Origin of the sequence: Chryseobacterium salviniae (assembly GCF_035819015.1) — a bacterium.
In the GTDB taxonomy this organism is placed as follows: domain Bacteria; phylum Bacteroidota; class Bacteroidia; order Flavobacteriales; family Weeksellaceae; genus Chryseobacterium; species Chryseobacterium salviniae.
Genome location: NZ_JAYLAA010000050.1, coordinates 1 through 13,282 on the forward strand (window position 1 = coordinate 1; position 13,282 = coordinate 13,282).

Genomic DNA, 13,282 nt, shown 5'->3' on the forward strand with positions numbered 1-13,282 from the left:
CGGCACCCCCCCCCCGAAAACTCATGAAAAGAGTTCTGCTAAAATGCAGAACTTCACTCAAATATTCATTTCAGTTTATTAGAATAGCTCGCCTGCTACTTTCTTGATATTATCACTTTTCCCCATTGAATAGAAATGCAATACCGGAACTCCAAAGTCGAGCAATTCTCTGCATTGGCTGATCGCCCATTCTATCCCGATTTGTTTTACGGCGTCATTATTTTTCGCATTTTCAACTTCATTAATAAGTTCCTCCGGAAGATCAATTTTAAAAACCTGCGGAAGAAGCTTCAGATGCTTCTTGGTTGCAATCGGTTTGATTCCAGGAATAATCGGAACATGAATATCCATTTCGCGGGCTTTGTTTACAAATTCAATGAATTTTTTATTGTCAAAAAACATTTGGGTAACAATATAATCTGCTCCGGCATCTACTTTCTGTTTCAGCCATTTTAAATCGTAATTCATGGAAGGAGCTTCAATATGTTTTTCCGGATAACCCGCAACACCCACGCAGAATTTATTATGCTCGTCACATTCCTGATCTTCATTGTGTAAATATTTACCTCTTCCAAGATTATTAATTTGATGCACCAATTCCATGGCACTTCCATGACCTCCGTTAGTCGGCTCAAAATACTGATGCCCTTTCATGGCGTCGCCTCTCAAAGCCATCACATTATCGATTCCGAGGTACATACAGTCGACCAAAAGATATTCTGTCTCTTCTTTGGTAAAACCTCCGCAAAGCAAATGCGGAACCGTATCAACATTGTATTTGTGCTGAATGGCGGCACAGATTCCTAACGTTCCGGGGCGCATTCTGGTGATGCGGCGTTCCATCAGACCGTTTCCTTTATCAATGTAAATATATTCTTCCCTGGAAGTTGTTACGTCAATAAATGGCGGTTTGAATTCCATTAAAGGATCAATATTTTTGTAGAGGTCTTCGATGCCGATGCCTTTTTGGGGCGGAACGACTTCGAGTGAGAATAATGTTTTGCCGTTGGCTTTTTTTATGTGGTCGGTGATTTTCATTTAGCTAAAATGTCGTTTTTAATTTTTCGTTTTTAATTTTTAAAATTTCTCCCATTCCAATAATTTTTGCTCCCTCAATGAATTCAAACTTTAATCCTACATATAATTTATTTTCAAAAAGATACGGAGACATTAGTGTTATTTGAGTTTCGATGTATTCACCGGGAAAAACCAAGTCTTTATTAATAACAACTTGTCTTCCAGATGATGTTGATTTCTCAAAATCAAACCTAACCTGAGGCCTATAACCAGATTGAGCAGGAGTCATTCTTCCTCCTTCATCAGTTGTCCGATATTTCAAATACGCAATAAAGTCGAAATCGTCATTCATAATTTTTGTTTAAATACCATCTGCCAGATTAGGATTCAACCATTTTCTCGCTTCCTGCAAAGAAATTCCTTTCCTATAGGAGTAATCTTTCAACTGATCTTCTGCGATTTTCCCCAGTCCGAAATATTTGGCATGCGGGCTTCCGAAATAATACCCGGAAACCGAAGCGGTAGGAAACATGGCTAAACTTTCCGTAAGATAAACACCAATATTTTCTTCCACTTTTAATAAATCCCAAATGGCATGCTTTTCAAGGTGATCCGGACAGGCAGGATATCCCGGAGCCGGACGGATTCCTTTATATTTTTCTGCAATGAGTTCTTCATTGGTTAAATTTTCCTGATTGGCATAGCCCCAATATTCCGTTCTTACTTTTTTATGTAAAAATTCTGCGTAGGCTTCTGCAAAACGGTCTGCCAAAGCTTTTACCATGATGGCGTTATAATCGTCGCTGGCTTTTTCGTATTCTTGCGCCAGTTCATCGGTTCCGAAACCTGTTGTCACACAAAAAGCTCCGATATAATCGGTCTTTCCTGAACTTTGAGGGGCAATAAAATCACTCAATGCCAGATAATCTTTTCCTTTTGAACGTTGTGCTTGTTGCCTCAACGTAATGAATTTTGCTTTCTGCTGGTTATTTTCATCAAAAACTAAAATTTCGTCGGTATCATTAGCATTCGCTTTAAAAATCCCGAAGACTGCTTTTGCCGTTAATAATTTTTCATCTAAAATTCTTTTTAAGATCACCTGTGCATCTTTGAACAATTCTTTAGCCTGAGCTCCAACAATCTCATCTTCCAGAATATTAGGATATTTGCCATGAAGATCCCAGCTTCTGAAAAACGGCGACCAATCAATGAAAGGCAATAATTCATTTAAATCCTGATTTTCAACGACGGTAATTCCCAGTTGATTTGGAGTGAAAATTTCTTCATGCTCCCAATTGATTTTAAATTTGTTTTCTCTGGCTTCCTCAATAGAAACATAGTCTTTTTCCACCTGCCGGTTCAGGAATTTTTCACGGAATTCAGCATAATCATTTTTAAGCTCACTTACATATTCTTTATTCCGGTCACCTAATAATGAACTTACCACATTTACTGCTCTGGAAGCATCGTTGACATGAACAACGGCATTTTTATATTTTAAATCGATTTTTACCGCAGTATGCGCCTTTGAAGTTGTTGCACCACCGATTAGTAAAGGAAAATCCAGATTTTGTCTTTCCAATTCCTGTGCGATGTAAACCATTTCATCCAGACTTGGCGTGATCAGTCCACTTAATCCGATCACGTCTACTTTCTCTTCAATCGCAGTCTGGATAATTTTTTCTGCAGGAACCATTACACCGAGATCTACAATTTCATAATTGTTACAGCCTAAAACGACACTCACAATATTTTTACCGATGTCATGAACATCTCCTTTTACCGTTGCCATAAGGATTTTTCCATTAGCTGGTCTCGAGCCGTCTTTTTCGGCTTCTATGAATGGCTGTAAATAAGCCACCGCTTTTTTCATTACCCGCGCCGATTTTATCACCTGCGGTAAAAACATCTTTCCGCTTCCAAACAAATCTCCTACAACGCCCATTCCGGTCATGAGATTAATTTCAATGACATGAAGCGGTTTTTCTGCCTGCAATCTTGCTTGTTCAACATCTTCTTCAATAAAACGGTCGATTCCTTTAACCAAAGCGTGTGTAATTCTTTCCTGCAAAGGATAATTTCTCCATTCAAGATCTTCGTTTTTTTCTTTTTTAACCGATTTATGCTTTTCCGAATAATCTAAAAGCCTTTCGGTAGCATCTTCCCTTTTGTCGAGAATGACATCTTCAACTAATTCAAGAAGCTCTTTATTAATTTCATCATACACTTCCAGCATTGCAGGATTCACGATTCCCATATTCATTCCTGCCTGAATAGCATGGTATAAGAAAACCGAATGCATCGCTTCTCTCACCGTATCATTTCCCCTGAATGAAAAAGAAACGTTTGAAACCCCACCGCTCACCGAGGCATATGGAAGATTCTGGCGAACCCACCTTGTTGCTTCAATAAAATCGATGGCATTTCTTCTGTGCTCATCCATCCCTGTAGCAACCGGGAAAATATTCAAATCGAAAATGATATCTTCCGCAGGAAAATTTAAACGATTCACCAAAATATCGTAGGAGCGCTTTGAAATTTCAATTCTTCGTTCATACGTATCGGCTTGCCCGATTTCATCAAATGCCATCACAATCACCGCAGCACCATATCTTTTAATTGCTTTTGCCTGTTTGATGAATTCCTCTTCACCGCCTTTAAGGCTGATTGAATTAACGACGCATTTTCCTTGCGCCACCTGAAGTCCTGCCTCCAAGATTTCCCACTTCGAAGAATCGATCATTATTGGGATTCTGGAAATATCCGGCTCGGAGGCTATTAAATTTAAAAACTTAATCATGGACGCTTTGCCGTCAATCAAGCCGTCATCAAAATTAACGTCAAGAATCTGTGCGCCGCCTTCTACCTGATGGCGTGCTATATCCAGCGCTTCCGCAAATTTTTCTTCTTTTATTAATCTTAAAAATTTTTTTGACCCGGCCACATTGGTTCTTTCGCCAACGTTGATGAAGTTGCTTTCCGGTGTGATGATCAAAGGCTCAAGCCCCGATAATTTTAAATATTTCATTAATTATTCTTCTAAAATAAAATAGGCATTGTTGGCATTCTGTTTAAGCAGATCAACATGTTTTCCCAAAGCGGTTGCAATCGGAAATCGTTTATAAGCTAATCCGTGATCTTGCGCAAACTTTTCAATTTCTTCCGTAATTTCATTATAATAGGCATAGCTGTAATTCGGGAAAAGGTGGTGAGCAACATGAAAGTTGAAATTTCCCAGCACGTTTCTTACGAACCAGTTATTTTCTTTTAAATCATTGGTTACTTCAAACTGATGATGAAGCCAGCTAAAAGGCAATCCGTTTTTTTCGTCGAGTTTCGGGAAAGCGTTGTCAGGCAGGGGGTGCAATGGAAGCAATACAAAAAGCGCAAAAATACTTGCTGCTATTACCTGTAAGAACCATGCTCCCAGCGCGAGACCTATCGAAACTTTGAAAAACAAAACCGGAGCGGCAATCTGATAGAAAAAGTAAAACAGCTTATAAGCAATCATCTTTACTTTTTCTTTTACCGGAATGGCTCCCTGGGTTTTCAGGATGACTCTTTCATTATCAAAAAAATCCCTAAAATCTCTGATAAACATCCAGTTGAATAAATACAGCGGGTACACGAGGAAAAAAAACCGGTGCTGATATTTCTGAATTCCTTTAGCCTTAATCCACGGAACGATGAGAAGCACCCCGCTCTGTTCGATATCCGTATCCCAGCCATCAACATTAGGATAAGCGTGGTGGCTTGCGATATGTCTTTTTTTCCAGATATATGAATTGGCTCCTACAAAATCGAAAATCTGCAATACCAGACTGTTGAGCTTTTTACTTTTAAAAATATTATTATGCGCTGCTTCGTGAATCAGATTAAGATAAATTAAAACAAGCGACAACCCCATTAAAATAAAACTTACAATATATATCCAGGAATTTTCTGCATTGAGCAATGCGGAAACATACAGTCCGATATACAATAAAGGCAATATAACGGCTTTGATTTGAATGTAAATATCCCGGTTTTCGGGAATTGATTCTACCCTTTGGCTCACTTTTTTTCTTAATTCATTAAACAATTTCGCATCCTCTGAATTTTTTAAGTAAATAGGTTTTTCCATTATATTCAAATTTTGTGTGATACTTAAAGATAATATTAAAAAACGTTCCTTTTCTTCCTACTTAATTAAAAAATTCTATCAAATCACACAAATTTCTTCAATTTCCTGGTCGGATATTGAGAAACGAGATCAGCAATTGCTTTGATGTGATCCGGTGTTGTTCCGCAGCAACCTCCGATAATGTTGATTAATCCTTTTTCTGCGTATTCTCTGATCTGGGCTGCCATATCTTCCGGCGTTTCATCGTACTTTCCGAAAGCATTTGGCAAGCCTGCATTAGGATAAGCGGAAACATAAAATCCAGAGTTGTGCGCCAGCGTTTCCAGATATGGGGTTAACTGGTTTGCCCCCAAAGCGCAGTTGAAGCCCACACTTAACAAATTGAGATGCGAAACCGAGATTAAAAAAGCTTCTGCCGTTTGTCCGCTCAATGTTCTTCCTGAAGCATCAGTAATCGTTCCGGACACCATAATCGGGATGCTGATTTCTCTTTCCTCCTGAATTTCATCAATGGCAAAAAGTGCCGCTTTTGCATTCAGGGTGTCAAAAATGGTTTCTACCAGTAAAATATCTGAACCTCCGTCTAATAAAGCTTCGCACTGTTGTTTATAAGCTACTCTTAATTCTTCAAAGGTTATTGCGCGATAACCGGGATCGTTTACATCCGGGCTCAAACTTGCCGTTCTGTTTGTCGGGCCGATAGATCCTGCCACAAATCTTGGTTTATCCGGATTTTTAGCGGTGAACTCGTCGCAGACTTTTCTGGCGATTTTTGCTGATTCGAAATTCAGTTCGTACACGAGATCTTCCATGTGATAATCTGCCATCGCTATGGTTGTTCCTGAAAATGTATTGGTTTCGATAATATCCGCTCCTGCTTCCAGGTATTTTCTGTGAACTTTCTTGATTGCATGAGGTTGCGTTAATGACAGCAAATCATTGTTTCCCTTGACCGGATGTTCCCAGTTTTTAAAACGTTCTCCCCGGTAATCTTCTTCCTCAAATTTATACCGTTGAAGCATGGTTCCCATGGCTCCGTCAAGAATTAAAATTCTCTCGGATAATGCTTTGTATAATTGTTCTGAATTTTTCATTTTGTTTATTTTTCATCGATGAATTTAATTCGCGATCGATATTTCATCCATAGGTTTCACCTACGGCTATTGTTGTTAAACTCTTCAGGCTTCAAGCTTCGTTGAATCTTTCGCAGCCCGACTTGAGCGGAGCTCTTTTTGCCGCAGCGAAGCGGAGGCAAAAAAGCGGGAGCGGAAGGCGGATAAAGCTGCCCAAATACTTTTAATCCAACGCTTGTTTTAAGTCTGCAATGATATCATCTACATTTTCCAGTCCGACCGAGCAACGTACCAGACCTGCCGTGATCCCTACTTCGTTTCTTTCTTCATCCGTGAGTTTGGAATGCGTGGTAGAGGCCGGATGCGTGACAATTGTTCTGGTATCACCCAAATTTGCGGAAAGGGAACACATTTTTATTTTATCTAAAAAGTTTCTGCCGCCTTCGATTCCGCCTTTTATTTCGAAGGCAACGATATTTCCGCCCAGTTTCATTTGCTTTTTAGCAATTTCGTAGCTGGGATGTGATTTTAGGAAAGGATATTTTACCAATTCGACATTGGGATGACTTTCCAGAAATTCGGCAACTTTTAATGCATTTTCGCAATGCTTTTCAACTCGAATGGCTAATGTTTCGAGACTTTTAGATAGCACCCAAGCGTTGAACGGTGACATTGCCGGACCGGTGTTTCTCGCAAAAAGATAGATTTCACGGATCAGATCTTCTCTTCCTACAGCAACTCCGCCTAAAACACGACCCTGTCCGTCAATTAATTTGGTGGCGGAGTGCACTACGATGTCTGCTCCGTATTTGATTGGCTGCTGTAAATACGGTGTTGCAAAACAGTTATCCACAATAAAAATTAAATTGTGTTTCTTCGCAATTTTCCCGAAAAATTCTAAATCCAATACTTCAATCGCGGGATTCGTTGGCGTTTCCAGATACAGAATTTTCGTGTTTGGCTGGATGTACTGTTCAACATTTTCAGCATCTTCTGCTTTGAAATACGCTGTTTCGATATTCCACTTCGGGAAATATTTCGTAAACAATGTATGCGTAGAACCGAAAACCGACTGACAGCTTACGATGTGATCTCCTGCATTTAACAAAGTCGCAAATGTGGAGTAAATCGCTGCCATTCCTGTAGCAAAAGCATATCCTGCTTCTGCACCTTCCATTTTGGCTATTTTCTCTGTAAATTCCATAACATTCGGGTTTGAAAAACGGCTGTACAGGTTTTTCTGTTTTTCCTCGGCAAAGCTCGCTCTCATATCTTCTGAATCCTGAAATACAAAGCTGGATGTAAGATATAATGGCGTTGAATGCTCATCAAACTGGGTTCTCTCGGTTTGGGTTCTTATGGCGGAGGTTTCAAATTTTTCGTTTTCCATAATTTTATTGAAACCTTCAAGGTTTTAAAACCTTGAAGGTTTGTTTGTTTGTTATTATTTTATTCCATAGGTTTCACCTGCAGCTACTGATATTGAACCCTACGGGTTCTAAGGCTGTTTTATTTCGTTTCGCTTACTCTTAAAATGTCTCCGAAAACACCTCGTGCGGTAACTTTGGCTCCGGCTCCGGCTCCCATAATGACGATCGGGTGTTCCCCGTAGCTTTCCGTATAAATTTCAAAAATGGAATCTGACCCTTTTAACTGTCCTAAAGCGGAAGTTGCCGGAACGGAAATCAGCTTTACATCGAGCTCGCCTTTTTCTTTTTGTAAATCACCATGAAGGTCGCCAACATATCTTAGCACATGGCCGGGTTCCTGGCTATCTTTAATTTTTTGATATTCATCATCCAATTCATTCAGTCTTGAAAGAAATTCAGGTTTTGAAACGGAAAGTAAGTTCTCAGGAACTAAATTCTGAATGTTGATGTCTTCAAATTCGTTAATTAAATCCAGTTCTCTTGCCAGAATCAGTAATTTTCTCGCAACGTCATTTCCGGAGAGATCTTCTCTTGGATCTGGTTCGGTATATCCTTTTTCCAGTGCTTCATTGATAATCGTTGAAAAGGCGTCATCTCTTAAAGAAAAATTATTAAAAACATAACTTAATGTTCCTGAAAAAACACCTTTTATCCTGGTAATATTTTCTCCGGAAAGGTGGAGGAGCTTAATCGTATCAATCAAGGGCAAACCTGCTCCCACATTGGTTTCATAAAGATACCGACGGTTGTTTTTGTTCAACGTATATCGAAGCTGCCTATATTCCGAAATCGGAAGCGTATTGAAAATTTTATTGGAAGATACCAGATCGAAACCGTTTTCTGCCAAAGTATGGTAATTTTTCACAAAATCTTTACTTGCCGTATTATCCACAACAATCAGGTTTTCAAGCTGATTTTCTTTTGAAAAGCGAATCAGCTGCTGAACGTCAGAAGGGTTTTCAGATGTTAAAACCTCATCATTCCAGTTGCTGTCGAAACCTTTTTTGTTGAAAGCAATTTTTTTTGAATTGGCAACCGCTACTACTTTAAGATCGATTTTTTTACGTCTTTTAATTTCTTCTGAAGATTCCAGCACCTGTTCTATCAAGGTCTTCCCAACGTTTCCGTGACCGATAATGGCCAGATGAACGGTCTTTGGCTTTTTAGAAATTTCAGATTCTATGATATTTTTTGCTTTCTCATCCTGGGAGGAAGTAACCACAATATTCACTCTTTTTTCTGCGGCAATCTGATTTAAAAGTAACGGGAAAACATTGTTTCTTGCCAACTCTGCTAAGACTTTATTAAAATCTTCTGCAACAAAGCCTAAAACCGACACGTTGTTGATGCTGTAAATCTGGGAAACTTTCCCCGATTTTCTTTCCGGTTCAAATTCGTCAATCAGGCAATTAACTGCTTTTTCTGAATCATTTTCATGAACCAGAATGGAAATTCCGTTTTCTATAGCCTGCTGAGAAATTACGCCGACACTGATTCTCGCCAGCGTGAGCGCTTTAAAAATCCGTCCGTCAATACCGATTTCACCCAGAAAATCTTCTCCTTCAAATTTAATGATGGACCTGTTTTTCAAAAATTTTATTTCGTTTGCATTGTTTTTCATCTTCTACAAAATATTTTTAATGATTGCGTTTAATTGTTCGTATTCCATTAAGAAGGCATCATGCCCATGAATTGATTTGATTTCGTGATAGAATACATTGTCTTTTTCTTTCTTTAACTTTTCAAAGCACATTCGGATTTCAGAAGCGGGAAAGAAAAGATCGGTATCTACTGCGATGAAATGGATTTGAGCGTTTATCTTTTTTGATTCACATTCATTAGCATTAATCGTCATCAGCAATTGATTCATGAGCTTATAAGATGGTAAACTAAATCTCTCGTTCAGAGCATTGCCATGGTAAATGAGCCAGTCTTCCGACTCCAGTTTCTGCTTTTCCGGGTTGTATTTATTTTGAAACCTAGTGTTTAACGATTCCGGTGTGCGGTAGCATAACATTGCATGAATCCTGGCTTTTTGCAGAGGTTTTTCATTTTGGTTTAATAAAAATTTCTGTACAAGACATTGTGCATGAAGCCAGTCGTGGGTTTTAAAATCACAGGCAATAGGAATGAAAATTTCTGCAAACTGAGGGTTTTTCGTTAACATTTCCCAACCGATTCCTCCTCCCAAAGAACCTCCGATAATGGCACGCAGTCTATTAATATTTAGGGTTTCAAGACCTTTTAAAAAGATATTTGCAATATCCGAAACAGTAAAATCTTCATAATCTTCAATGAAAAAATCATCATATCCATTTCCCGGAATATTGAAGCAAATAATGGTATATTGATCAGTATCAATTATCTGATTTTTACCAATTAGTTTTTTCCACCATCCTTTTTCTCCTGCGACGTCTGAATTCCCGGTTAAAGCATGGTTTACCAGGATGATCGGTGCCGAAAACAATTCTTTTCCGAAAAGCTGATAGCTTAACGGGATATGGTATTCCTTTCCGGAATTGGTTTGGTACGAAAAATTAATATGTTTTAGTTCGGTTTCCAATTCTATTTATTTTAAATACAATTGAAAATGCCACAGGAAATGGCTGAAAGAACTTCAGTAAGTTATCTGTCCAAATTATTTGGTAGAACGTAGCACCTTCATTGCTTGCGCAAAGGGTTGCTAAGGTTTCATCGGGTCTAATCCCTCAACCTTTCTTGATAACATTTTCAATATTTGAATGAACGAATGGTGCAAAGATAAAACTTTTATTTTAATATTTTATAAAAATTTAACTTAACATCTCAATGCCCTTTTTAAAAGGCTTTTCGGCATGATATTAAGTTTAATTCAAATTAATGAAGTTGGAATTATTTAACAAAAAGGCTACCTTCGTAATGAAAAATGATGAAATATGATTGCTGAAAAACATAGATTACAAAACACAGACTGGAAAAACTGGGGCCCGTACGTAAGTAACCGGCAATGGGGGAATGTGCGTGAAGACTACAGCCCCAACGGTGATGCATGGAATTTCGCCAACCATAACAACGCAGAAAGCTATGCTTACCGCTGGGGAGAGGAAGGAATAGCCGGAATTTCCGATGCAAAACAAATTTTCTGTTTTGCCCTTTCTTTCTGGAATAAGAAAGACAAAATGGTGAAAGAGCGCTTTTTTGGGCTAAGTAATCCCCAGGGAAACCATGGTGAAGACATTAAGGAAATCTTTTACTATTTGGATAATACTCCTACGCACAGCTATATGAAAATGCTGTATAAATATCCTATCAATGCCTTTCCCTATGATAATATCCGTGCAGAAAATGCAAAAAGGAGCAAAAAAGAACCTGAATATGAAATTTTTGACACAGGAATTTTCGATAAGGATGAATATTTTGATATTTTCATTGAATATGCCAAAGCCGACCACAACGATTTTCTGGTAAGAGTCACCGTTTTTAACAGAAGTGACACTGCCGCTCCTATTGTAGTGGCACCGACAGTGTGGTTCAGAAACAACTGGAAATGGGGGTATAATACCTATAAAGGTGAAACGGCTGCATCACATGACGGCTGCATCAATATTAAGCACGACAGCATTTCCATAAAAAAATTCTATTCAAGAGATACCAATGCGGAAAGCGTTTTCTGCGAAAATGAAACAAATACTCCCAAATTATATGGAGCTCCGTATCCGGGAAACACCTATTTTAAAGATGGAATCAACGACTATATCATTTATGGCAGCAATACCGTAAATCCTGAAAAAAGAGGAACAAAAGCTTCGTTTCTGCTGGATGAAATCATTGAAGCTGGAGGATCAAAATCTTTTGACTTCAGGCTTTCTCCACAAGATCTTGATGAGCCCTTCGAAAATTTCGATGAAATTTTACATAGCCGCATTGATGAAGCCAACGAATTTTATCAGGAAATTCAGAATGATGTGACCAATGAAGATGAAAGAAATGTACAAAGGCAGGCTTTTGCCGGATTGCTATGGAACAAGCAGTTTTATCATTATAATGTGGGAAAATGGCTGAAAGGCGATCCTAATTATGCGGCTCCGAGAGATTTTAATAATTATGTACGAAATACGGAATGGAACCATCTTCATAACAAAGATATCATTTCAATGCCAGACAAATGGGAATATCCGTGGTACGCAACCTGGGATCTTGCCTTTCACTGTGTTCCGTATGCTTTGATTGATGCGGAGTTTGCAAAAGGACAACTCCTTCTCCTCACAAAAGAATGGTATATGCACCCGAACGGACAGCTCCCTGCCTACGAATGGAATTTGAGTGATGTAAATCCGCCGGTACATGCATGGTCGTGCTTCAGGGTTTTTAAAATTGATGAAAAGCAAAACGGAAAACCGGATCTTCTATTTTTGGAAAAAGTTTTCCAGAAGCTGCTTCTTAATTTCACATGGTGGGTCAACCGGAAGGATAAAAACGGGAAAAATATTTTCGGAGGAGGATTCTTAGGGCTTGATAACATCGGTGCCTTTGACCGGAATATGGAGCTTAAAGACGGACAGCATCTTGAACAGGCCGACGGAACAAGCTGGATGGCGATGTATGCCCTGAATATGATGCGTATTGCCATGGAACTGGCACAGTACTACCAGGTATATGAAGATATGGCCATTAAATTTTTTGAGCATTATCTTTATATTGCAGAAGCCATGGAAAACCTTGGTGACGGTACAAAAGGATTATGGAATGAAGAAGACGGATTCTTCTACGATGTTTTACAGCTTGGAAACGGAGACAGTGTTTCCCTGAAATTAAGAAGTATTGTGGGGCTGATCCCAATGTTTGCCGTAGAAATTATAGACCATCACCTGCTTGATAAAATGCCGAATTTTGTTGAAAGAATGGATTGGGTGCTTAAAAATAAGCCCGAGCTTACCAAACTGGTTTCCCACTGGGAAGAAGAAGGCCAGGGAAGAAAACACCTGATGAGTATCCTCAGAAAAACAAGACTTACAAAAGTTCTGAGCCGTATGCTTGATGAAAAGGAATTTTTAAGCGATTACGGAATTCGTGCCATGTCTAAGGTATATGAAGAAAATCCGTTTGTATTTTCGGTTCACGGAACACAGAACATTGTGTATTACACTCCGGGAGAGAGCGACAGCCGAATGTTCGGTGGAAACAGCAACTGGAGGGGGCCGATATGGTTTCCGATCAATTTTCTTATTGTGGAAAGTTTGCAAAGATTCTATTTTTATTACGGAAACAGCATGAAAGTGGAACTTCCCACGGGGAGCGGCGATAAGAGGAACCTTGATGAAGTAGCGCAAAATATAAGCAACAGGTTATGTTCTATTTTTCTGAAGGATGAAGTAGGGCAGCGCCCTTTCAATGGAGGAAATGCCAAATTTAATTACGATGAAAATTTTAAAGATTACATTACCTTTTTTGAATATTTCCATGGAGATAACGGCCGGGGAATAGGAGCTTCTCATCAAACGGGATGGACTGCAACTGTTGCAAAGCTGCTGAAGCCCAGAATGTCTTTTTAAAAATTATTTTCTATACATTATCATGAGCCTCTTTTTTAAGGGGCTTTTTTTATTTATGTACATGAATATTTATTCTCTCAATGATGAAGTGCGTATATATAGTTAAAA

9 protein-coding genes and 1 riboswitch are annotated in these 13,282 nt (G+C 38.9%); of the genes, 1 reads left to right on the forward strand and 8 read right to left on the reverse strand.

Annotated features, from left to right (window positions below; all coding sequences use genetic code 11):
* Positions 1–78 precede the first annotated feature (78 nt).
* The 8 genes from metF to SOP96_RS20035 all read right to left on the reverse strand — a co-directional run bounded on the left by metF (position 79) and on the right by SOP96_RS20035 (position 10,206).
* On the reverse strand, positions 79–1,038 hold the full coding sequence (metF, locus tag SOP96_RS15170) for a methylenetetrahydrofolate reductase [NAD(P)H] (RefSeq protein ID WP_326321770.1): 960 nt from the start codon (positions 1,036–1,038) through the stop codon (positions 79–81).
* Positions 1,039–1,042: 4 nt separating this feature from the next.
* Entirely contained in the window at positions 1,043–1,369 is a 327-nt protein-coding gene (locus SOP96_RS15175) for an EF-Tu C-terminal domain-related protein (protein WP_326321771.1), read from the reverse strand.
* 9 nt (positions 1,370–1,378) lie between these two features.
* Positions 1,379–4,045, reverse strand: coding sequence for a methionine synthase (metH, locus tag SOP96_RS15180; RefSeq protein ID WP_326321772.1), 2,667 nt, complete (start codon positions 4,043–4,045; stop codon positions 1,379–1,381).
* A gap of 3 nt (positions 4,046–4,048) precedes the next feature.
* The gene (locus SOP96_RS15185; protein ID WP_326321773.1) at positions 4,049–5,140 is read right to left on the reverse strand and encodes a fatty acid desaturase family protein; all 1,092 of its coding nucleotides are present in this window, start codon (positions 5,138–5,140) and stop codon (positions 4,049–4,051) included.
* Positions 5,141–5,223: 83 nt separating this feature from the next.
* Positions 5,224–6,234, reverse strand: a complete 1,011-nt coding sequence (locus SOP96_RS15190) for a homocysteine S-methyltransferase family protein (protein ID WP_326321774.1) — start codon at positions 6,232–6,234, stop codon at positions 5,224–5,226.
* Between the two features lie 202 nt (positions 6,235–6,436).
* A complete protein-coding gene (locus SOP96_RS15195; protein ID WP_326321775.1) occupies positions 6,437–7,603 on the reverse strand; it encodes an O-succinylhomoserine sulfhydrylase in 1,167 nt (388 codons plus the stop codon).
* A gap of 119 nt (positions 7,604–7,722) precedes the next feature.
* Positions 7,723–9,264 (reverse strand): ACT domain-containing protein, encoded by a 1,542-nt coding sequence (locus SOP96_RS20030; protein WP_411911988.1) that lies wholly within the window; start codon positions 9,262–9,264, stop codon positions 7,723–7,725.
* A gap of 3 nt (positions 9,265–9,267) precedes the next feature.
* The gene (locus SOP96_RS20035; RefSeq protein ID WP_411911989.1) at positions 9,268–10,206 is read right to left on the reverse strand and encodes an alpha/beta fold hydrolase; all 939 of its coding nucleotides are present in this window, start codon (positions 10,204–10,206) and stop codon (positions 9,268–9,270) included.
* 59 nt (positions 10,207–10,265) lie between these two features.
* A riboswitch (SAM riboswitch) is annotated at positions 10,266–10,371 on the reverse strand.
* Positions 10,372–10,558: 187 nt separating this feature from the next.
* Here SOP96_RS20035 and SOP96_RS15205 point away from each other — a divergent pair.
* Positions 10,559–13,174, forward strand: coding sequence for an MGH1-like glycoside hydrolase domain-containing protein (locus SOP96_RS15205; RefSeq protein WP_326321776.1), 2,616 nt, complete (start codon positions 10,559–10,561; stop codon positions 13,172–13,174).
* The last annotated feature ends 108 nt before the right edge of the window (positions 13,175–13,282 follow it).